24 protein-coding genes and 1 riboswitch are annotated in these 19,521 nt (G+C 67.9%); of the genes, 12 read left to right on the top strand and 12 right to left on the bottom strand.

Annotation, left to right across the window (positions count from 1 at the left end):
• Positions 1-8: 8 nt before the first annotated feature.
• Entirely contained in the window at positions 9-1,025 is a 1,017-nt protein-coding gene (locus G6N42_RS17825) for an LLM class F420-dependent oxidoreductase (protein ID WP_163730832.1), read from the top strand.
• Positions 1,026-1,028: 3 nt separating this feature from the next.
• Here the strand turns inward: G6N42_RS17825 and G6N42_RS17820 are convergent, their stop codons facing one another.
• Positions 1,029-1,637 (bottom strand): hypothetical protein, encoded by a 609-nt coding sequence (locus tag G6N42_RS17820; protein ID WP_163730830.1) that lies wholly within the window; start codon positions 1,635-1,637, stop codon positions 1,029-1,031.
• 294 nt (positions 1,638-1,931) lie between these two features.
• On the opposite strand from G6N42_RS17820, the gene G6N42_RS17815 reads away from it, so the two are divergent.
• Positions 1,932-2,276: a cupin domain-containing protein gene (locus G6N42_RS17815; RefSeq protein ID WP_163730828.1), complete on the top strand. Its 345-nt coding sequence runs from the start codon at positions 1,932-1,934 to the stop codon at positions 2,274-2,276.
• Here the strand turns inward: G6N42_RS17815 and G6N42_RS17810 are convergent.
• Both G6N42_RS17810 and G6N42_RS17805 read right to left on the bottom strand, forming a co-directional pair.
• Positions 2,273-3,922 carry a DNA repair helicase XPB gene (locus tag G6N42_RS17810; protein WP_163730825.1) on the bottom strand — a complete coding sequence of 550 codons (1,650 nt, stop codon included), beginning with the start codon at positions 3,920-3,922 and terminating at the stop codon, positions 2,273-2,275. The two genes, G6N42_RS17815 and G6N42_RS17810, sit on opposite strands and share 4 nt — an antisense overlap.
• 103 nt (positions 3,923-4,025) lie before the next feature.
• Positions 4,026-6,269, bottom strand: coding sequence for a helicase-associated domain-containing protein (locus G6N42_RS17805; protein ID WP_163730823.1), 2,244 nt, complete (start codon positions 6,267-6,269; stop codon positions 4,026-4,028).
• Between the two features lie 57 nt (positions 6,270-6,326).
• Between G6N42_RS17805 and G6N42_RS17800 the strand changes: the two genes are divergently transcribed.
• Genes G6N42_RS17800 through G6N42_RS17785 form a run of 4 tightly spaced genes read left to right on the top strand, consistent with a single transcriptional unit; the run spans position 6,327 to position 7,946 of the window.
• Positions 6,327-6,530, top strand: coding sequence for a hypothetical protein (locus tag G6N42_RS17800; protein WP_174262100.1), 204 nt, complete (start codon positions 6,327-6,329; stop codon positions 6,528-6,530).
• Entirely contained in the window at positions 6,530-7,036 is a 507-nt protein-coding gene (moaC, locus tag G6N42_RS17795; protein ID WP_163730820.1) for a cyclic pyranopterin monophosphate synthase MoaC, read from the top strand. The genes G6N42_RS17800 and moaC overlap by 1 nt, the downstream gene beginning before the upstream one ends.
• Complete coding sequence (locus tag G6N42_RS17790; RefSeq protein WP_163730818.1) at positions 7,033-7,524, top strand: MogA/MoaB family molybdenum cofactor biosynthesis protein; 492 nt, start codon at positions 7,033-7,035, stop codon at positions 7,522-7,524. Before moaC ends, G6N42_RS17790 begins: the two co-directional genes overlap by 4 nt.
• The gene (locus tag G6N42_RS17785) at positions 7,521-7,946 is read left to right on the top strand and encodes a molybdenum cofactor biosynthesis protein MoaE (RefSeq protein ID WP_163730816.1); all 426 of its coding nucleotides are present in this window, start codon (positions 7,521-7,523) and stop codon (positions 7,944-7,946) included. The genes G6N42_RS17790 and G6N42_RS17785 overlap by 4 nt, the downstream gene beginning before the upstream one ends.
• Before the next feature lie 8 nt (positions 7,947-7,954).
• Here the strand turns inward: G6N42_RS17785 and G6N42_RS17780 are convergent, their stop codons facing one another.
• The 4 genes from G6N42_RS17780 to G6N42_RS17765 form a co-directional block, all read right to left on the bottom strand.
• Complete coding sequence (locus G6N42_RS17780; protein WP_163730814.1) at positions 7,955-9,439, bottom strand: transglycosylase family protein; 1,485 nt, start codon at positions 9,437-9,439, stop codon at positions 7,955-7,957.
• A gap of 10 nt (positions 9,440-9,449) precedes the next feature.
• Positions 9,450-9,630, bottom strand: a riboswitch (cyclic di-AMP (ydaO/yuaA leader).
• 253 nt (positions 9,631-9,883) lie between these two features.
• Complete coding sequence (locus G6N42_RS17775; protein WP_163730812.1) at positions 9,884-10,168, bottom strand: MoaD/ThiS family protein; 285 nt, start codon at positions 10,166-10,168, stop codon at positions 9,884-9,886.
• Between the two features lie 2 nt (positions 10,169-10,170).
• Complete coding sequence (gene moaA / locus G6N42_RS17770; protein ID WP_163730810.1) at positions 10,171-11,220, bottom strand: GTP 3',8-cyclase MoaA; 1,050 nt, start codon at positions 11,218-11,220, stop codon at positions 10,171-10,173.
• Positions 11,217-11,633, bottom strand: coding sequence for a YccF domain-containing protein (locus tag G6N42_RS17765; RefSeq protein ID WP_163730808.1), 417 nt, complete (start codon positions 11,631-11,633; stop codon positions 11,217-11,219). The genes moaA and G6N42_RS17765 overlap by 4 nt, the downstream gene beginning before the upstream one ends.
• A 145-nt stretch (positions 11,634-11,778) precedes the next feature.
• Here G6N42_RS17765 and G6N42_RS17760 point away from each other — a divergent pair, with 145 nt between their 5' ends.
• Together G6N42_RS17760 and G6N42_RS17755 are read left to right on the top strand one after the other, a co-directional pair.
• The gene (locus tag G6N42_RS17760; RefSeq protein ID WP_163730807.1) at positions 11,779-12,189 is read left to right on the top strand and encodes a cold-shock protein; all 411 of its coding nucleotides are present in this window, start codon (positions 11,779-11,781) and stop codon (positions 12,187-12,189) included.
• Positions 12,190-12,214: 25 nt separating this feature from the next.
• The gene (locus G6N42_RS17755; protein WP_163730805.1) at positions 12,215-13,219 is read left to right on the top strand and encodes a glutathione S-transferase family protein; all 1,005 of its coding nucleotides are present in this window, start codon (positions 12,215-12,217) and stop codon (positions 13,217-13,219) included.
• On the opposite strand, the gene G6N42_RS17750 is transcribed toward G6N42_RS17755, so the two are convergent.
• A complete protein-coding gene (locus G6N42_RS17750; RefSeq protein ID WP_163730803.1) occupies positions 13,204-13,698 on the bottom strand; it encodes a DUF2771 domain-containing protein in 495 nt (164 codons plus the stop codon). The genes G6N42_RS17755 and G6N42_RS17750 overlap by 16 nt on opposite strands.
• Positions 13,695-15,287 (bottom strand): MFS transporter, encoded by a 1,593-nt coding sequence (locus G6N42_RS17745; RefSeq protein WP_163737723.1) that lies wholly within the window; start codon positions 15,285-15,287, stop codon positions 13,695-13,697. The genes G6N42_RS17750 and G6N42_RS17745 overlap by 4 nt, the downstream gene beginning before the upstream one ends.
• A gap of 202 nt (positions 15,288-15,489) precedes the next feature.
• Between G6N42_RS17745 and G6N42_RS17740 the strand changes: the two genes are divergently transcribed.
• Positions 15,490-16,287 (top strand): DUF3027 domain-containing protein, encoded by a 798-nt coding sequence (locus G6N42_RS17740; protein ID WP_163730801.1) that lies wholly within the window; start codon positions 15,490-15,492, stop codon positions 16,285-16,287.
• On the opposite strand, the gene G6N42_RS17735 is transcribed toward G6N42_RS17740, so the two are convergent.
• Positions 16,284-16,739 (bottom strand): SRPBCC family protein, encoded by a 456-nt coding sequence (locus G6N42_RS17735; protein ID WP_163730798.1) that lies wholly within the window; start codon positions 16,737-16,739, stop codon positions 16,284-16,286. The two genes, G6N42_RS17740 and G6N42_RS17735, sit on opposite strands and share 4 nt — an antisense overlap.
• 41 nt (positions 16,740-16,780) lie before the next feature.
• Complete coding sequence (locus tag G6N42_RS17730) at positions 16,781-17,020, bottom strand: DUF2530 domain-containing protein (RefSeq protein WP_163730796.1); 240 nt, start codon at positions 17,018-17,020, stop codon at positions 16,781-16,783.
• 60 nt (positions 17,021-17,080) lie between these two features.
• Here G6N42_RS17730 and G6N42_RS17725 point away from each other — a divergent pair, with 60 nt between their 5' ends.
• From G6N42_RS17725 to G6N42_RS17715, 3 genes are read left to right on the top strand one after another with little or no spacing between them, the layout of a single operon-like run.
• Complete coding sequence (locus tag G6N42_RS17725; RefSeq protein ID WP_163730795.1) at positions 17,081-17,512, top strand: Rv0880 family HTH-type transcriptional regulator; 432 nt, start codon at positions 17,081-17,083, stop codon at positions 17,510-17,512.
• Between the two features lie 36 nt (positions 17,513-17,548).
• Positions 17,549-18,364 (top strand): TrmH family RNA methyltransferase, encoded by an 816-nt coding sequence (locus tag G6N42_RS17720; RefSeq protein WP_163730793.1) that lies wholly within the window; start codon positions 17,549-17,551, stop codon positions 18,362-18,364.
• Entirely contained in the window at positions 18,361-18,633 is a 273-nt protein-coding gene (locus tag G6N42_RS17715; protein ID WP_163730791.1) for a DUF2537 domain-containing protein, read from the top strand. Before G6N42_RS17720 ends, G6N42_RS17715 begins: the two co-directional genes overlap by 4 nt.
• Before the next feature lie 31 nt (positions 18,634-18,664).
• Here the strand turns inward: G6N42_RS17715 and sepH are convergent, their stop codons facing one another.
• Positions 18,665-19,480 carry a septation protein SepH gene (gene sepH / locus G6N42_RS17710; protein ID WP_163730788.1) on the bottom strand — a complete coding sequence of 272 codons (816 nt, stop codon included), beginning with the start codon at positions 19,478-19,480 and terminating at the stop codon, positions 18,665-18,667.
• Positions 19,481-19,521: the final 41 nt, after the last annotated feature.

The following is a 19,521-nucleotide window of genomic DNA, read 5'->3' as shown; positions in this document are numbered from 1 at the left end:
TGCAAGCCATGCGCTTTGGACTCTTCATCCCGCAGGGCTGGCGACTCGATCTCGTTGACATCCCGACCGAGCAGCAGTGGCCGATCATGCGCGACCTGGCTGCGTACGCCGACCAGAGTTCGATTGCCGGCTCGGCCGGCGGCGCCCCGTGGGACTCGCTGTGGGTGTACGACCATTTCCACACCGTTCCCGTGCCGACGGACGAGGCGACCCATGAGGCGTGGTCGCTGATGTCGGCCTACGCCGCGAGCACATCCCGCATCAAGCTCGGCCAGATGTGTACGGCGATGGGCTACCGCAATCCGGTGTATCTGGCGAAGGTCGCCGCCACCGCCGACATCATCTCCGGCGGCCGGGTGCAGATGGGGATCGGCGGCGGCTGGTATCAGCACGAGTGGGAGGCCTACGGCTACGGGTTTCCGTCCGCCGGTACCCGGCTCGCCATGCTCGACGAGGGCGTCCAGATCATGCGCGACGCCTGGCGCGACGGGCGGGTCAGCCTCGCCGGCAAGCACTATCAGGTCGACGGCGCGATCGTCGCGCCCAAGCCGTTGCAGGACGGCGGGCCTCCGATGTGGATCGCCGGTGGCGGCGAGAAAGTGACGCTGCGCATCGCCGCGAAGTACGCCCAGTACACCAACTTCACGTCGGACCCCGACGGCTTCGTGCGCAAGTCGCAGATCCTGGCCGAACACTGCCGGGCCGTGGGCACCGATTATGAGGCGATCGTGCGGTCGTCCAATTTCAACGCCGTCATCGGCACCTCGGAAAGCGACGTCAAGGAGCGCTTGGCGCGGTTGCGCGCCCAGCAGGCCACCAAGGCGGACGAATCCGCCGTCGACGCCATGCTCGGCACTGTCAGCGCTCCTGAATCCGCCACCGGCACAACGGAACAAGCGATCGAGAAGCTCACGCGCATGCGGGAACTGGGCTGCGAATACGCGATCATGTACTTTCCCGAGGCCGCGTACGACCGCACCGGCATCGAACTGTTCGAGCGTGAGGTCATCCCCGCGCTGGCGTAACCGCTACGGCGTGACGGGAATGGGGCCGCCCGGTGGGAGTGTGTTCGGGTCGACCGGAGCGATCGTTCCCGGAGGCGGCGGCGCATCGAAGTAACCCGGCGGTGGCGGACCGGTGAGCGGGTGGTAGCCCTCGGGCAGCGGCGGTCCGCCCGCGTAGTTCTTCTCCGGAACGGGAGCACCGTTGGACGCCGGGTCGGTCAGCGACTGATATCCGGGTGGCAGCTGCGGCGCCGGACCGGCTCCGGGTGGCGGCGCCTGCGGTTTCACATCACCGGGCTGCATGGTGCCGTTGTAGTTCTGCGGATCCTGAGCCATGTGCCAGGCGTCGCGCAGGAAGCCCAACGGCCCCGACGTGTTGCCCTGCCCGTATTGCTGGTTGGCGACCTGGGGCACGGGCGGCGCACCGACCGGTGGCGGTGCGGGCGCGGCGACCGGTTCGGCTCCCGGAACCTCCATGACGGGCTGGCCCGGCGGTAGCGGTTGACCCGGGGGCGGCGGTGGTGCCGGCTGCGCGTTGGCCTGGGTCGAAGCGGCCAGCGCGCCCAAGCCGATCACGACGCCGGCGAACGCGATCTTCGCGATCTGCCGAAGTGAGGAGGTATGTCCGCTCATATGTGGCGTGTGTGCTTCCTGCTAGAGCCCGTGGGCTGCTGCCGACTCGTGACGAGGCTAACGCGTTTGCGCGGCCCGTGCGTAGTCCAGCCCGATGTCTGTGGAGTCGCTCCGCTCAGCCGAGGTGTTACGGCGCGAAGCGCCTGCAATTGCGCTTTCGGTGTTGCCGGTGCCGCCAATGACGAGAATGGTGTTACTGCGGCGGTCATGTCTCGAATCACCAGCCCGAGTCGAGACGATTCATGGCCAATGCGGTCCATGACATATCCGATCGTCTGAAAGGGCGCATTGACGATGGAGAAGATCTCGCTCACCGCACTCGCACGTGAGCATCTGGAAACCGCCCGCGCGGCGACCAGTGGCCGCAGTGCACACACGGTCTACGGCGGCCATGAACACTCGCTGCGCCAGACCCTGATGGCACTGAAGGCGGGCAGCAAGCTGGACGATCACGAGAGCCCCGGCGAGGCCACGCTTCAGGTGCTGCACGGCCGTGTGCGGGTGACCAACTCGTCGTCGGGATGGGACGGTTCAGCCGGTGACCACATCATCCTGCCAAGGGAACGACACGGCCTGAACGCGATCGAGGATTCGGTCGTCCTACTGACCGTCTCGAAACCCATCGGGCCGCATACTTAGATTGCGGGACCGAGTAGATCGTCGGCGTCCTTGATGATGTAGCCGTAACCCTGTTCGGCGAGGAACCGCTGACGGTGTGCGGCGTACTCGGCGTCCAGGCTGTCGCGGGACACCACCGAGTAGAAGATCGCGCCGCCGCCGTCGGCCTTGGGCCGCAGCAGCCGGCCCAGTCGCTGCGCCTCTTCCTGTCTCGACCCGAAGGTGCCCGAAACCTGTACGGCGACATTGGCTTCCGGCAGGTCGATGGAGAAGTTGGCGACCTTGGACACGACCAGCGTCGGGATCTCGCCGCGACGGAACTCATCGAACAGCGCTTCGCGCTCTGCGGTCTTGGTCGACCCCTGGATCACGGGGGCGTTCAGCTCCTGTCCGAGCTCGTCGAGCTGGTCGAGGTATGCGCCGATCACCAGGGTCTGGTCGCCCTTGTGCTTCTCCAGGATCGACTTCACCACCGCGATCTTGGAATGCACCGTCGAGCACAGCTTGTAGCGCTCGTCGGGTTCGGCGACGGCGTAGAGCATTCGCTCGTTGTCCGTCATCGTCACCCGCACCTCGATGCACTCGGCGGGCGCGATCCAACCCTGCGCCTCGATGTCCTTCCACGGTGCGTCATACCGCTTCGGCCCGATCAGCGAGAACACGTCGCCCTCGCGTCCGTCCTCGCGGATGAGCGTGGCCGTCAGGCCCAGCCGTCGCCGCGACTGCAAGTCCGCGGTCATCCGGAACACGGGCGCGGGCAGCAGGTGCACCTCGTCGTAGATGATCAGGCCCCAGTCGCGGCTGTCGAACAGTTCGAGGTGCTTGTACTCACCCTTGGTGCGGCGCGTGATCACCTGATAGGTGGCGATCGTGACCGGGCGGATCTCTTTCTTCTCGCCCGAGTACTCCCCGATCTCGTCCTCCGTCAACGACGTCCGGTTGATCAGCTCGCGCTTCCATTGCCTGCCGGCCACCGTGTTGGTCACCAGGATCAGCGTCGTCGCGCCAGCCTTCGCCATCGCCGCGGCGCCGACGAGGGTCTTACCCGCGCCGCACGGCAGCACCACGACGCCGGACCCACCCTCCCAGAACGAGTCGGTCGCCATCTCCTGATAGTCACGCAGGTGCCAGCCGTCCTGCGCGAGGCTGATCGGATGCTTCTCGCCGTCCACATATCCGGCGAGATCCTCTGCGGGCCAACCGATCTTGAGCAGCATCTGCTTGACGCGGCCGCGCTCGCTGTTGTGGACCTGGACGGTGTCGTCGTCGATGCGCGCGCCGAGCATCGGTGCGATTTTCTTATTGCGCAGCACTTCCTCCAGAACCGCGCGGTCGAGGCTCACCAACGTCAGACCGTGCACCGGAGACTTGACCAGCTGCAGGCGCCCGTAGCGCGCCATCGTGTCGACGATGTCGACCAGCAGCGGCTGCGGCACCGCGTAGCGGGAGAACGTCACGAGCGCGTCGACGACCTGTTCGGCGTCGTGGCCCGCGGCACGGGCGTTCCATAGCGCCAGCGGAGTGATGCGGTAGGTGTGGATGTGCTCGGGCGCACGCTCGAGCTCGGCGAACGGGGCGATGGCGGCTCGGGCCGCACCGGCCTGTTCGTGGTCGACTTCGAGCAGCACCGTTTTATCGGACTGCACGATCAGGGGGCCGTCAGTCATGCGCGATCCCGTCCCCCTGCCGAGGGCGGGGGTGCCCCCAGCACTTCTCGCTCGCTGGTCATCCCATCCATTATCCAGAAGGCGCGGACATGCCCCCGTTTCGCTACTGCTCGGCGGACACGACAGAGGTGACGCGGTGGATGGCGAACTCCCGTACGCGGCCGGACGCCGGGTCGTAGGCGGTCAGCTGCCCGCCGCGAACATTGATGGGTGCCACCACCCGTTGCGTGGCGACCCCGGCCGGGTCGACGTAGCCGATCACCACCGACATCTGGAGGTGGGCGGCCTCCTGGAGCTGGGTGATCGCCACAGTCGGGTCCAGCCGCATGCCGGTCGACGGTCCGGCCGCCACCCTGCGCAGGACCGCGACGATCGCGGCCAGCGTCTGACTGGTCGGGGCCGGCGTCCGATGGGACCGACGGCGCGATGGTGCGGGCACCCTGGCTCCCCGCTCGCGGAGGTCGACGATCGTGCCCGTCGAGTCCTCGGCCGCAGGGGCGAAGCCGGCCTCTCGAAGGGCGGCCAGCACCTCGGAGATCTGCGCTTGGGACACCGCTACGGTGGGCGCCAGCAGCCGCATCTCCAACTGTTCGGCCGCCGGTGCGGTGATCGCCTGGGCCAGCAACGCTGGGTCCTCGCATCGCACGAACGAAGCGGCCATGCCGACCCGCAGCTGTCCGTGCCGGCGGGCGACATCATCGATCAGGTACGTGAGTCCTTGTGGGACAGGGGTTTTAGAGTATCGGTCGAAGAAGGCGTGCAGGTCTGCCGCGGTGCGTCCGGTGTCGAGCGCGCGTCGGATCGACGACTCGCTGACTCGGTACACCATCGCTGCACCCGCCGACTCAACCCTCGCGACAGCACCCAACTGCTCGGCGAGGTCCCGTTCCAGTGGGCCCGGCACCACGACCGTCAGGTCGGCCTGCAGCAGGAAGTGGTCGATGGGCTGGGGCAGCACCTTGTCCATCGCCTTGACGACATTCTCCGGTGCGGCGTCCGATAGGAGGGCGCGCGCCGGGGTGCTGATCGCACCGCGGCCGACGACGCCGACCATGTGCGCCTCCACCAACAACGCACCCACCGGGCCCGGTTGCAGTCGATTGCCCCAGCGGGGCCGGCGCCAGATCATCGCGCGTGCCGCCTCGGTGGCGTCGACGCCGGCGCCGGGCGCGAGACCGGCGAGCGTCTCCAGGAGTAGCCGCCGGTCCAGCGGCGCGGCTGTCGAGAACAGCGAATCCGAAAGCGCCGCATAGGGTTTACCGTCAGGGCCCCGGCTCCCGACCAGGCTTGGCCTGCCCTGCAGTTCCAGCCATGTCGACGCCAGCAGATGCCATTTCTGCGCGGTCGGAGATTCGAGGAAGCGGTCAGTGGCCACAGTCGGCGCCCAGTAGGGGCCGGTGCCGTCCTGCGGTTCTGGTTCCGGCATGCCCGTCGCGATCAGCCCGGCCGCGGCGGTCACCTCGAGAATCACGCCGAGCCGGCTTTCGTCGATGCCGGTGACCTTCGTCATCCGTTTGACGTCGCGCACACCGAGCCCGCCACTGCGCAGCTCGGGAATAGGTGCAGCGCTGAGGGTTTCGAGCACAACCTCGACCTCGCGAAGCAAGTCGATCACGGCACCCGCGGCCACCGCGTCGACGTCGGCGATCGTCGTAGTCGACACCACGGGATCGGGTGCGGTCAGCCCGACAGGCCCGGGAAGTTCACCGCGCAGCGCCTGGCCGACGAGCCTGGGCAGGATCACCGTCTCGTCGTCCACCTGACGTAGCAGTCCATTCGCCAGCAGTCGCTGCACCGGGCGATCCGGCGGGGTGCCGGCGGCCGCGTCGCGGGTGCGTCCCACCGGCGAGCCCTCCAACAGCCGCTGCAACAGGTCGGACTGCGCCTCGTCGAGGCCGGCGAGGCGCTCGGCGAGCCCTCTCGGCTCGGTGTCTTCGACCGTGGCCTGACCGGGATACCAGGGCAGGCCCGTCGCTGCCTCGGAGGCGACCCGCACCGAATCGTGGCCCCACACCAGCGCGCGCTCGCGAAGGTCCTCGACGGCCCCCATCACGACCGACTCGGCACCCCCGTCACCGATCAGCTCCAGCAGCTTCGACAGCGGCACCGCCGTCGTATCGGCACGCAGGACCAGCAGCGCGTCGATCACCGCGAGATGAAGAAAGTCCAGGTCATCCGTCGCGGCCTTGACCGACTGGCGTGCCTGCGCCCGCGCCGCCAGCGCCGCGATGGTCCCCGGCGGGGGCTGTGTCAGATCGGGCCGCAACTCCAGCAGCCGGATCAGCCGCTCATCGCCGAGTTCGGCCAGCCAGGAGCCCAGAGGAATGCCCGGCGCGTTTTCGGTCATTGCTGACCAGCGTAAAGCAGCCCGCCGGTGTCGCCACTGCGCGCGTTGCCTGCCACAATGTCAGGCGTGGCTGACAACAAACGGCAGAAGAAGCAGTATGTCGACCCGGGCTGGCCCGCAACCGACGGCGACGACGATCACGCAGTCAGCGAGCTGGCTGCCGACCGCACCGGGGCGTTGTCGCCGTTCGGAGACCTGACGTTCCCGCTGCCGACCGACGACGTTCCATACGTGCACCCAGTCACGGTCGTCAACAAGTAGTGACCGAACCGGCAGGGGCCGCTTCGGCACCCTCCGCCCGCCCCGCGCTCTCGCACATCGATGAAGCAGGCGCGGCGCACATGGTCGACGTCACCGCCAAGGACGCCACCAAGCGCACCGCCGTCGCGGCCGGTGCTCTGCACACCACCCCCGAGGTCGTCGCGATGATCGCGTCGGGCGGGCTGCCCAAAGGCGACGCGTTGGCTACCGCGCGGGTCGCCGGCATTCTCGCGGCCAAGCGCACCAGCGATTTGATTCCGCTGTGCCACCAGCTGGCCCTGACGGGGGTCGACATCGACTTCGTGATCGACGGCGCTCAGGTGGCGATTGCCGCGACCGTGCGCAGCACCGACCGCACCGGCGTCGAGATGGAGGCGCTGACGGCGGTGAGCGTCGCCGCGCTCACGCTCTACGACATGATCAAGGCGGTCGACCCCGCAGCCCGCATCGACGACATCAGAGTGCTGCGCAAAGAAGGCGGCAAGACCGGCACGTGGGTGCGGTGACGGCTGCGGATACCCGGTCGGGGCGGGTCATCATCGCCTCCACCCGCGCCGCGGCGGGGGTGTACGAGGACAAGACCGGACCGGTCATCGTCGGCTGGCTCAATCAACGGGGCATCGGCGCCCCCGCACCGACCGTCGTCGCCGACGGTGGTGGAGTGAACCAGGCCCTGTCCGTCGCGGTCGGCGAAAAGGTCGACGTCGTCATCACGTCCGGCGGAACCGGGATATCGCCGACCGACGGCACCGCGGAGGCGACCGCCGCCATTGTCGACTACCAGATCCCCGGTCTCGCCGACGCGATACGTCGAGCAGGCGAAGACAAAGTGCCTACGTCTGTGCTCTCCCGCGGCGTCTGCGGCGTAAAGGGACGCACCCTGATCGTCAACCTTCCGGGTTCGACCGGTGGCGTCAAAGACGGTCTGGCGGTGCTGGACAAAGTGCTCGAGCACGCACTGGATCAGCTTGCGGGAGGGGACCATTCACGATGACCGTCGTCCTGCGCGCCGAAGTCAGCGACCACCCGATCGAGCTGGCCGAGTACGAAGCCCTTGTCGCTCATGAAGCCGCGGGCGCGGTGGTGGGTTTCGCCGGCGTTGTTCGCGACCACGACGGCGGCCGCGGGGTGATCCGGCTGGAGTATTCGGCGCACCCCACGGCGCAGCAGACCTTGGCCGACGTGGCCGCCGAGATCGCCGCAACCAGTCACGGGGTGCGGGCCATCGCGGTGAGCCACCGCATCGGCGTACTCGACATCGGCGACGCCGCACTCGTCGCGGCCGTGGCCGCAGACCATCGCGGTGCGGCGTTCGAAACCTGCCAGCGTTTGGTCGACACCGTCAAAGAACGGCTCCCGGTGTGGAAACACCAGTTCTTCTCGGACGGCTCCGAAGAGTGGGTCGGATCGGCCTGAGAGTGGACTCAGGCAGGCGGTAGCGGCGGCGGCGCACCGGGCGCCGGAGGTGCCGCCGGCGCGGGCAGTCCCGGTGCCGGAGCAGGGGGCGGCGGAGGCGCAAGCGCCGGATCCGGCGGGAGCTGGCCCGGCAGGTTGGGCACCTGACCGGTGGTGCGGTCCGGGGTTGTCAACGGACGCTGAGTCAGCGCCAGCAGCGCATCCTTGCCGGTGACGTCCTGGGTCTGGATCGCGTGCCAGATCTCCTTGAGGTAGGAGACGTTGGGGCTGTCGGTCGTGACGGCGCCGCGGTCGATCGTCGTCCCCGGATTCAGGTTCTCCGGGCTCGGCAGATGCGGAACCTCGGCGGGCACGGGGAGCTCACCGGACACGGCCTGGTTGGCCGCGTCCATGGCGGGCTGCGGAAGGTTGACCTGGGCCAGCGGATCGGGCGCGGGTGCCGCAACGGCGACGGGTGCACCGGGCGCGGGTGCCGGCGGGGCCGGCGGCGGAGGAACTGCCGGTGCGGGCTGAAGCGGTGCGTCGGCGTGCAACGCCCACATCTGAGGCTGATCGGCAGGCACGGTGCCCTCGGCGACATCCCAGTCCGCCAGCTGCTGCGCGACGTCTGTAGACGGGGCCATCGGGTCGACCGGCGGCGGCGGAGGAACCGGTGCGGCCAGCGCGTCGATCGGTGCCGGGGGCGGCGGGGCCATCGGGTCGACCGGCGGCGGAGGCACCGGTGCGGCCAGCGCGTCGATCGGTGGTGGCGGCGGCGGGGCCATCGGGTCGGCCGGCGGTGGCGGAACCGGGGCGGCTAGCGCGTCGGCCGGGGGTGGCGGGGGCAGTGGTGCGGCCGGGGGTGGTGGCGGCGGAATCGGGGCGGCGAGCGCGTCGGCCGGGGGTGGCGGCGGAGGCAGTGGTGCGGCCGGGGGTGGTGGCGGCGGAATCGGGGCGGCGAGCGCGTCGGCCGGGGGTGGCGGCGGGGGCAGGGGTGCACCCGGAGGCGGCGGCGGAGGAGCCGGTGCGGCCAGCGCGTCGAACGGCGCGGGTGGCGGAGGAGGCGGCGGGGGAGCGAACGGGTTCGGCGGCGGAGGCGGCAGCAGGTTGTTCAGGTCGGCGATCGCGTCGTCGACCACATTGCGCGGCGTGGGGCCGGACAGCGGGCCACCGCACGACGGCCATGCGCCCTTGCCCTGACCGGCGAGCACACGCTCGGCGACGGCAATCTGCTCTTCCTTGCTGGCCAGGTACGCGGCAGGCGCAAACTCGCCGCCGCCGTGGCCCGACCAGGTGCTCGGGGAGAACTGGAGTCCACCGTGGTATCCGTTGCCGGTATTGATCGCCCAGTTGCCACCAGATTCGCACCTGGCGACCTGATCCCATTCGCCGTCGGTGGCGGCGTTGGCGTGTCCGGCGAGGGCAATGCCCCCAGTGCCGATGACAGCGCCTGTGAAGGCGATCTTCGCGACGTTTACGGCCGATGCAGTGGGCTTACGATGCCGTCCACTCATAGGTGCGTTGGTGTCCTCTCTTCAAGCGCCCGCGAGGTCAGCTGTCGGGTTCGGGCTGGAGAGGTTGCCCGGCCGGCGGCGTCGAGACGACGCCGGCTTCACCCCAAGGAGCCGAAATCTGCTCCAGGTCCTTCCGTTTCGGTGGACCGGTGGGTCCCCCGCCTCCGTCCAAAGTTGTTCGTTGTTGACTGGGTCCCGACTGGACGGAGCTCGGCGCGATCGGGGCACAGCGGGTCACCCGATTGAGGTCGAGGGACTTGGGAGTCGACGGTAATGGGTATGCCCGCGAGCGTCATCTTTTGCAGATAACGGCGTTTTCCCCTTGGGCAAATCCTAAAGGAGCTCTAAACCCGCAGGAGATTCTGACGTTCTTGCAGGTGCTTTGGACGCTCCACCTGTCCGTAGCCAGTCTGTGATCATTTCGTTATGTGATGCAAATCACCATCACCCGCCGGCGAAGGGCGGAAGAACGTCGATGGTCGCGGCGTTTGTCAACGCCACGTCGGCGTCGCGCACGGCCACGCCGTCGCGCAGAAACGAGCAGCGCATCAATACTTTCGCGAGATTCTGGTCGCGCGCGCTGAGTTGCGCGACCAACTCGGCGAGCGTCGTGTGCGGACGAAGCCGGATCGTCTCCACTTCGTTACCTGCGGCGGCCCTCGCGGCGGCGAAGAACCGAACGGTCACCTCGATATCGGTGGGCCTAGTGGTCCTGGAGGTAGAGGTCACGCCTACCCGCCGATTGCGCTCATCGGACGATCCGGCTGGACGAAGCCAGGGTCATTGATGCCGTGCCCGGCGGCTTTGGCCCACATCGCGGCGCGCCAGGCGGCTGCCAGGCCGTCGTCGTCGGCGCCCGTCCGCATCAGGTGACGCAGATCCGTCTCCTGTCGTGCGAACAGGCAGTTGCGAACCTGGCCGTCCGCGGTCAGGCGGGTACGGTCGCACGCCGAGCAGAACGCGTGCGAGACCGAGGCGATGACGCCCACCAAGCCGCGGTCACCGTCGACCCGCCACAGTTCTGCGGGCGCCGAACCCCGCGGCTCCGTGTTCGGCGTGAGATCGAAGTGGCGGCGCAACACGGCGAGGATGTCATCCGCACTCACGGCCCTGCCGCGCTGCCACTGATGGTCCGCGTCGAGCGGCATCTGCTCGATGATGCGCAGCTGGTATCCGTGGTCGATACAGAACCGCAGCAGTTGCACTGCATCGTCCAGACCGGTGTCCGGGTCGAGCACCGCGTTCACCTTGACCGGGTTGAGCCCTGCGGCCTTTGCGGCCGCGAGGCCGTCGAGCACGTCGCTGAGCCGGTCGCGGCGGGTGATCCGGCTGAACCGTGCGGCATCCACGGTGTCTAATGACACATTGATCCGGTCCAGCCCGGCGTCCTTCAGCTTCGCCGCGCGCCGGGCAAGCCCAATGCCGTTGGTGGTCAACGTGATCTCGGGCCGCGGCCGCAGTGCGGCGGTGGCGGCGACGATCTCATCGAGATTCTTGGCTACCAACGGCTCGCCGCCGGTGAAGCGCACGCTGGTGATGCCCAGCCGCGTCACGGCGATGCGTAGCAGCCGGATCAGCTCCGCCGGTGCCAACAGCTGATCGCCCGGCAGCCAGTCCAGCCCATCGGCGGGCATGCAGTAGGTGCAGCGCAGGTTGCACCGGTCGGTCAACGACACGCGCAGGTCGGTGGCGATCCGCCCGAAGGTGTCGACGAGTGGACCGTCTGTGGGCGCGGGATCGGCCGGGCCCAGCGACGGCACACCCAGGTCGACGACCGTCATGCGGCGGCTCCGATCGACCGGTTCGCCCCGCCGTTGAGGCTGTCAACCGGAACGATCTCCTTGCCCAGCGGCAGCAACGAGATCGGAATCATCTTGAGGTTGGCCAGCGCCAGCGGAATGCCGATGATGGTGATCGCCATGGCGGCTGCACTGACGAGATGGCCGATGGCCAGCCAGATGCCGCACAGGATGACCCAGATGATGTTCCCGATCAGCGCACCCGGACGCGTACCCGGCATGTCGACGACGGTTCGGCCGAACGGCCACAGCGCGTAGGACGCAATGCGCAACGATGCGAAGCCGAACGGGATCGTGATGATGAGGATGAAGCAGATCAACGCTGCCAGCAGATAGCCCAACGCCAGCCAGAGACCGCCGAAGACCAACCATATGACGTTCAGGATCAGGCGCATCTTTTCCCTCCAGCGGTCGTTCCAGCCTACCGAGTAAAGGGGGTGAGGGCGGTTCGAGGTCCGAGTAGGATCACCCGAGACGCGTCCCTGCGCACGGGACGCTTTCCTTTTGTTGGGCGCTTCAGAAGACAAGCAGGTGAGACCAGTGCCGACCGGCCGGGTTAAGTGGTACGACGCCGAAAAGGGATTCGGCTTTCTGTCGCAGGAGGACGGTGAGGACGTCTACGTCCGCTCGTCCGCGCTGCCGTCGGGCGTCGAGGGGCTCAAGGCCGGACAGAAAGTCGAGTTCGGCATGGCCGCCGGTCGTCGCGGCCCGCAGGCGCTGAGCGTGAAGATCATCGACTCGCCGCCGAGCCTGACGCGCACCCGTCGTGAGGCGGCTGCCGCCGAGCACAAGCACACACCGGACGAGCTGCACGGCATGGTCGAGGACATGATCACGCTGCTGGAAGGCGCGGTTCAGCCCGAGCTACGTAAGGGCCGGTACCCCGATCGCAAGGTCGCACGACGAGTGTCCGAAGTGGTGCGTGCCGTCGCAAGCGAGCTCGACGCCTGAATTTTCCTTCGGGCATGCTGGAGACATGAGCTATGTCGCCAGCGGTGGCGATTTCAACCGCGACACGAACTACATCACCACGCGAATCACCGCCGACGGTCGCGACGGGTATCCCGTCGAGGCCGGCCGGTATCGATTGGTCGTCGCGCGGGCCTGCCCGTGGGCCAACCGCACCATCATCGTGCGACGGCTGTTGGGGCTCGAAGACAGTCTCTCCATTGGCTTTTGCGGTCCCACCCACGACCAGGACAGCTGGACGTTCGACCTGGACCCCGGCGGCGTCGACCCGGTGTTGAAGATTCCGCGCCTCAAGGACGCCTTCCTCAAGCGGTTCCCCGACTACGAGAAGGGCATCACCGTGCCCTCGATCGTCGACGTGCCGACGGGCGAGGTGGTGACCAATGACTTCGCGCAGATGACGCTGGACTTCTCCACCGAGTGGACGAAGTTCCACCGCGAGGGCGCGCCGCAGTTGTACCCGGACCATCTGCGCGACGAGATCGACGAGGTCGCCAAGCGCATCTACACCGAGGTGAACAACGGCGTGTACCGGTGCGGATTCGCCGGCTCCCAGGACGCCTACGACAAGGCCTACGACCGGTTGTTCACCGCGCTGGACTGGCTCTCCGAGCGGCTCGAGAATCAGCGATATCTGGTCGGCGACACCATCACTGAGGCCGATGTGCGTCTCTTCACGACGCTGGCCCGTTTCGACCCCGTCTACCACGGCCACTTCAAGTGCAACCGCAACAAGCTCTCCGAGTCGCCGGTGTTGTGGGCCTACGCCCGCGACCTTTTCCAGACCCCCGGCTTCGGCGACACCACCGATTTCGTGCAGATCAAGCAGCACTATTACATCGTGCACAAAGACATCAACCCGACGCAGATCGTGCCGAAAGGCCCGGATCTGTCCAACTGGTTAGCCCCGCATGGGCGGGAAGCGTTGGGCGGCAGGCCGTTTGGCGATGGCACGCCGCCGGGTTCGACGCGCGACGGCGAACGGGTGCCCGCCGGTCATTCAGCGGGCTGAGGCCAGACGGTTCGCACCGACCACTCCGCATGCCATGCCGGCAACTCGTTGCCGTCCTGGTCGACGACGATCGTGGGCAGTTGCACGACGAAGCCGGTGAGCTTTCCGCGATGCGGGTCGACGGTGGGAATGGTGACCGCGAGCGTGCTGCCCGGGGTGAACTCCTCGAGCACGTCGGAGCCCTCGTACGTGCGGCCGAGTAACCAGGGTGCGTCGGAGATCGCCGACGGCACCGACAGTTGCACCGGGTGCCGCCCGTCGACGGCGAGTTCGCCTATCGTTTGCGGGGTTTCGCAGTCGTTGAGGTTCACCACGTCGCAATAGCTGTACGGCCCGATCCGTACGAGCTGTCCGTCGGTGTAAGCACTGATCTCCGGGTGCTTGGGCGGAGGGTGCTGGGCCAGCCGCCAGATCAACACACCCGTGGCCGCGGACGCGATGACGACCACGACCGCCAGGACGGCGAGAACGCGTTTCACTCCGGCGCCACCGCCGCATTGTCCGGGCGGCGTCCGCCCTCCTGCTCGGCCAGGACCGGACGGTTACCGCCGAGGCCGGGGATCAGCGAGTCGCCGCGATAGCTCACCACCGTCTGCGCGAGGCCCAGGATCAGTACCGCACTGACACCGGTGAAGCCGACCCACAATTGGGTGTAGATCAGCACGCCGATCGCGCCGCCGGCGACCCAGGCCAACTGCAACAACGACTCTGAACGACCGAAGGCGGACGCTCGGGACCGTTCGGGGAGGTCGTCCTGCAACGACGCGTCGAGCGACGCCTTCGCGATCGCGCTCGCGCCCGACGTGATCAGCGTGCCGATCGCAGCCACCAAGAGATTGCCTGCGATGGCGGTCGCCAGCGCGCTCGCGGTGACCGCGATGGTGCAGCGCACGACCATCTGGGCCGGGTGGCCGAGCTGCATCCGCGCGCTGGCCAAGTTGCCGATGAAGTTTCCGATGGCGGCGGCCGCGCCGATCATGCCGAGAATACGCAGCTGTTCCCAACCGCTGGCGTCGTGCGATTTCGCGTAAAAGGCCGGGTAGAGGAAGAGGAAGCCCACCATCACCTTGATGGTGCAGTTACCCCACAGCGCGGTGATCGTGTTGCGGCCCAACGGTTGTCGTGCCGGGGTCCACTTCTGGGGTGCTGGCTCGCGGCGCAGCTCACCGGTGCGACCGTGGTAGCTCAGCGTCGCGGGCACCTCACCCTCGGTCACCTCGACCCACTTGGGGATCCGCATCGCCAGCGCTGCGCCCGCCACCGAGACGGCGACGACGACGTACAGCGCGCCGGGCAGTTCCAGTACGCGGAAGAGATACTGGGCCGCAGCGGCAACCGCGCCGCCGACCATCGTTCCGCCAAGCAGACCGAACATCGTCAGCCGAGAATTCACCCGGACCAGGTCAATGCTCGGCGGCAGCACCCGCGGGGTCACCGCGCTGCGCAACACGCTGAATGACTTGGACAGCACCATCATTCCCAATGCACACGGGTAGAGCACCCACGGCGGGAAGCTGCCGGTGGCACCGTCGAAGTTGGCGATCAACACCACCACAAGCGCGGTGCGCAGGATGAACGACGTGGCGAGTGCGACCCTGCGCCCGTGCTGCAGCCGATCCAGTGCGGGTCCGATCAGGGGAGCGATGACGGCGAACGGCGCGATGGTGATGAGCAGGTACAGCGCGACCTTGCCCTTGCTCTCGCCGGAGGCCGCTGCGAAGAACAGCGTGTCGGCCAGTGCGACGGCCATCGCCGCGTCGACCGCGAAGTTGGCGACCACCGGCCACGTGAGCGCGGTCAGCCCGGACTTGTCGGCGCCGTCGGCCGTAGCGGCGCGGTGCACCAGGCCGTACATCTTGGAGCCCATCTCGCGGCTGCGTTGTGCGGCCGCTCTGGTCACCGTGATCCGTTCGCCCGCCCCGGCGCCGACGGAGCCGCGCGGGGGTACGGATGCGCGTGACCGTGCCGAATCGTCGAGCGGTGGCAGCCACCGGTTGGCACTCGGAGTGGGATTCGGCCGCGCCCGGCGGTGGCCGCCGTCGCCGGGATCACTGGGGTAGTTGGCCATCCCCGGGTGTTCCTGGCCGCCGGCGGGCGGGCGCGGCGGGTAATAGCTGGGCGGGCGACCGCCGAACTCACGCGAACCCGCTCGATCCCTGTTGTCACGACGCGGTCCGGTCACAGAAAAGATTCTCCCCCATCGAGGCCACAGCGCACGTGCAGCCGACCGGTGTGGCTACTTGTCGGCGGCTACGGCAAAATCAATGCCAATGGACAGCGTGACGGAATCCGCCGAGAACGGCGTGGCCTCCCCTGACGGGGATGCCGTGCCCCGGCCTGACCTGGAGACGGTGCTCCTGGGCTCCGTCGACGACGCGCGTGCCGCGATCGTCGAGTTCAGTGGTGAGGACACCGTCGGGGAGTATCTCGGCGCCGGCTTCGACGATCCGACCGCGGCCACCCACAGGTTCCTCGCCGACATGCCCGGTTACCGCGGCTGGCAGTGGGCCGTCGTCGTGGCCGCGTGCCCGGGCGCCGATCACGCCACCATCAGTGAGGTCGTGTTGGTGCCCGGTCCGACGGCGCTGCTCGCACCGAAGTGGGTGCCCTGGAACGAGCGCGTCAAGCCTGGCGACCTCAGCCCCGGCGATCTGCTCGCTCCCCCCGCCGACGACCCCCGGCTCGTACCCGGCTTCATGTCCAGTGGGGACCCCGAGGTCGACGAGGTAGCCGCGGAAGTGGGCTTCGGCCGCAGGCAGGTGCTCGGTCCGTGGGGTCGCGCCGACGCCGCGCAGCGCTGGCACGACGGCGAGTACGGGCCCGGTTCCGCGATGGCACGGTCGACGCGCCGCGTGTGCCGCGACTGCGGGTTCTATCTCCCGGTGTCAGGATCGCTCGGGTTGATGTTCGGAGTGTGCGCCAACGAGATGTCCGCCGACGGCCACGTGGTCGACGCCGAGTACGGCTGCGGTGCTCATTCGGATACGCCCCAGCCGCCGGGCAGCGGTTCGCCGCTCTTCGATCCCTACGATGACGGCGTCCTGGACCTCGCCGAACCGGCCGACTAGCGTTCGGCCGCGGCCTTGATCCGCGACAGCGACTCGTTCATTCCTTCGACGAGTTCGCGCTCGAAGTTGGGCACGCCACCCATCAACGCGTTCACCGTCGCGTTGGACAACGGCTTCACGCCGTTTTCCGCATGCCGCGTTTCGATCAGCCGGGTTCCGGTTTCGGTGGGTTCGAGCTCGTAGCTCCAGATCGTCCCGTTCTCGTTCACCCGGAAGGCCAGCTTCTTGTCGGGAATGAATTCGGTGATGCGGCTGGTGGTCGGCCACATGAGGTACTTGCGCCGGTTGAGGTTGATTGTCCGACTGCCTTGGCGCAGTGGACCGCCCAGAGTCTTCATCAGCCGGCACTGCGGGCTCCACTGCGGCATCTTGCTCAGATCGGAAACCAGCGACCAGACCTTCGTCACCGGAGCGTTGATTTCAACTTGAGCTTGCAATAGCGGCTCTGCCATCGCTACCTCCTTGGGTGTCAGACCTTGGGTGTCAGACGAATTCAGTCGAGTCCGCTCTGCGCGCCGCGCGACCCGCGGCGCACCGCCCGACGCTGCCACAGAAAGATCGATGTGCCAAGCACGCCGACGCCGAGCCCGGCGATCGCGAATGGCCGACAGCCGTGCAGTGCGGGCACCGTGAAGGCCAGCAATGTCGCGATCAGCCAGCCCGTCGTGATCACAGCGATCACCGGCCACGGCTTCAGCAGGGCAGGCGGCAGGGCGGGTGGTTGCGGGGTCATCGATTGAAACCTAACCCATAACCTTCCTTTTCTTCAGCACTGCTATGTACTCTTTGCCTCGTGAAAGAACCCGACGGTCGCTTGGCGAGCGATCTGTCGCTCGCGGTCATCCGCCTGGCCCGCCAATTGCGCTTCCGACGACCGGATTCGCATGTATCGCTCTCTCAGCTGTCGGCGCTGTCGACCCTTGCCAAGGAGGGTCCGATGACGCCGGGCGTGTTAGCCGAGAAGGAACGCGTGCGTCCACCTTCGATGACTCGGGTGATCGGAACGCTTTGCGAACTAGGCCTCGTCGCGCGGATGGCGCATCCCGACGACCGGCGCCAGGTCCTGGTGTCGGTGTCGCCGGCGGGGGTCGAGTTGATCGAGGCCGAGCGCCGCGCGAGCCAGGAGTGGCTGTCGAAACGGCTGGCTAAACTCGCTCCGGAACAACGGGAGGCACTGCTGACCGCCGCCGACCTGATGTCGGCGATAGTCGACGAAAGCGCGTGAGCGGTATCCGGCGGGCACGAGCGTAGCGAGCGGGGATTGTCAGAAGTAATCGACGTCTCCGACCCCGCCGATCCGCGGCTGGACGACTTTCGCGATCTCAACAGCGTGGACCGCAGACCCGACCTGCCGACCGGGAAGGGCTTGGTGATCGCCGAGGGTGTGCTGGTCGCGCAGCGCATGCTCGTTTCGCGGTTCACGCCGCGGGCCCTGCTGGGCACGGACCGGCGCCTGGCAGAACTGGCCGCCGACCTGGACGGCGTCGCGGCACCGTACTACCGCGTGAGCGCCGACGTGATGGCCGACGTGGTGGGTTTCCATCTCAACCGCGGAGTGTTGGCATCGGCGTCGCGCCCACCCGAGCTGACGGTGTCGCAGGTGATCGAGACCGCCAGGACGATCGCAGTGCTCGAGGGCGTCAACGATCACGAGAACCTCGGATCGATTTTCCGCAATGCCGCCGGCCTCGACGTCGACGCGATCGTGTTCGGCATGGGGTGCGCGGATCCTCTGTACCGACGTGCCGTCCGCGTGTCGATGGGACACGCCCTGCTGGTGCCCTACGCGTGGGCGGCTGATTGGCCCGGGGATCTGGAGATGCTGCGGGACAGCGGCTTTCGGCTGCTGGCGATGACACCCGATCCGTCGGCTCGCACACTGTCCAACGCGATGACCGATATGGCCGATCATCGCGTAGCGGTGCTCGTCGGCGCGGAGGGACCGGGGTTGTCAGAACGTGCGATGCGGGCCAGTGACGTGCGCGTGCGCATCGCGATGTCGCGCGGCACCGACTCGCTCAACGTGGCCACCGCCGCGGCGCTGGCCTTCTATGAGCGGGTTAGATTGAACCGGTGACCGACGATTCGACTCCGTGGGCGATGGGCCTGACGGTGTCCGCGTTCGTCGCCGCGGTTGTCGGTGCCGCCATCGTCGTGCTGAGCGTGGGACTGATGAGGGTGCACCCGATGTTGGCCGTCGGCCTCAATCTGGTCGCCGTCGGTGGGCTGACGCCGACCGTGTGGGAATGGCGCAAGCGACCCGTCTGGCGCTGGTTCGTTCTGGGTGCCGCCGTCGGGGTGGCCTGCGCATGGATCGGCGCCATCGCTATCGGCCTTGCGGGATAACGGGATTCACCACGGAAGGTGAGGTCAAGCGTCAGCGCTGGCCGCTGGACCGCACGCCGAGCAGCACGTCCTCCCACGCGGGCACTGCCGGCTTGCCCTTGCGTGCGCGTGGCTTCGGCGCGGCAGGCTGTGTCGGCTCGGGCTCTGGCTCGGACTCCGGCCTGAGGTCGAGCTCAGGTTCGGCGACCGGCTCCGGCTCGTCCTCCTGCTCGAAGTGTGGCACCGCGGCGACCGGTCGCAGCGGACGCGCGAAGTTCGGGTCGATGAGTTCGGATGCCGAGTCGTCGGCCGCAGTCACCGTGCCGCCGTGTGCGCCCGGGGTGAACCGGAAATGCGCAACGTTGTCGGACAGGCCCGCTTTCCATGCCATCTGGACGGTCCAGCGTCCGTCTTCGTTGCGCCAGGCGTCCCAGTTGGTGGCCTCGGCGCCCAGACCGCGGGCGATCAGGGACGTCGTCACCGTCTCCAACAGCGTCAGCACCGAGGGGCCGTCGGCCAGCACCGGGTGCGCGGCCGTCGCCAGCTCGGCCGCTCTCGACCGCTCCAGCAGGACCGGATGAGCAAATCGCTCGACGCGGCTCAAGTCGACGCCGGAGGCCGCGGCGACCTGCTCGACGGAAGCACCTGCGCGGATCTTGGCTTGAATCTCTTTGGGACGCAGCACGCTTGGACCCTCGTCGTTGGTTTGAGAAGTTTCCCGGGATGGCGTGGACCCGGTCTTGTCGCCGCGCGCGGCGGCCCGCAACCGGTCATCGGGGACCAGGAGGAACTTCTCGCCGGAGTCGTCGGCCTCGCAGATGATTTGTCTGCCGTCGACGTCGAGTCCAACGACTTTGAGTTTGCGCATGTCGACCTCCTCCGGACGGATACGATGCCCGATCAAGCGAC

This window comes from Mycobacterium gallinarum (assembly GCF_010726765.1).
GTDB lineage: Bacteria > Actinomycetota > Actinomycetes > Mycobacteriales > Mycobacteriaceae > Mycobacterium > Mycobacterium gallinarum.
This window is presented reverse-complemented; position numbering and strand designations above follow the sequence as displayed.

Coding starts and splice junctions, on each gene's coding strand:
- G6N42_RS17735 (WP_163730798.1), bottom strand. CDS start 16,739: ATGGCAGAGCCGCTATTGCAAGCTCAAGTTGAAATCAACGCTCCGGTG.
- G6N42_RS17810 (WP_163730825.1), bottom strand. CDS start 3,922: ATGACTGACGGCCCCCTGATCGTGCAGTCCGATAAAACGGTGCTGCTC.
- G6N42_RS17815 (WP_163730828.1), top strand. CDS start 1,932: ATGGAGAAGATCTCGCTCACCGCACTCGCACGTGAGCATCTGGAAACC.
- G6N42_RS17780 (WP_163730814.1), bottom strand. CDS start 9,439: ATGAGTGGACGGCATCGTAAGCCCACTGCATCGGCCGTAAACGTCGCG.
- sepH (WP_163730788.1), bottom strand. CDS start 19,480: ATGCGCAAACTCAAAGTCGTTGGACTCGACGTCGACGGCAGACAAATC.
- G6N42_RS17755 (WP_163730805.1), top strand. CDS start 12,215: ATGAGCTATGTCGCCAGCGGTGGCGATTTCAACCGCGACACGAACTAC.
- G6N42_RS17805 (WP_163730823.1), bottom strand. CDS start 6,269: ATGACCGAAAACGCGCCGGGCATTCCTCTGGGCTCCTGGCTGGCCGAA.
- G6N42_RS17740 (WP_163730801.1), top strand. CDS start 15,490: ATGGACAGCGTGACGGAATCCGCCGAGAACGGCGTGGCCTCCCCTGAC.
- G6N42_RS17765 (WP_163730808.1), bottom strand. CDS start 11,633: ATGCGCCTGATCCTGAACGTCATATGGTTGGTCTTCGGCGGTCTCTGG.
- G6N42_RS17745 (WP_163737723.1), bottom strand. CDS start 15,287: ATGGCCAACTACCCCAGTGATCCCGGCGACGGCGGCCACCGCCGGGCG.
- G6N42_RS17785 (WP_163730816.1), top strand. CDS start 7,521: ATGACCGTCGTCCTGCGCGCCGAAGTCAGCGACCACCCGATCGAGCTG.
- G6N42_RS17800 (WP_174262100.1), top strand. CDS start 6,327: ATGTCAGGCGTGGCTGACAACAAACGGCAGAAGAAGCAGTATGTCGAC.
- moaA (WP_163730810.1), bottom strand. CDS start 11,220: ATGACGGTCGTCGACCTGGGTGTGCCGTCGCTGGGCCCGGCCGATCCC.
- G6N42_RS17825 (WP_163730832.1), top strand. CDS start 9: ATGCGCTTTGGACTCTTCATCCCGCAGGGCTGGCGACTCGATCTCGTT.
- G6N42_RS17820 (WP_163730830.1), bottom strand. CDS start 1,637: ATGAGCGGACATACCTCCTCACTTCGGCAGATCGCGAAGATCGCGTTC.
- G6N42_RS17730 (WP_163730796.1), bottom strand. CDS start 17,020: ATGACCCCGCAACCACCCGCCCTGCCGCCTGCCCTGCTGAAGCCGTGG.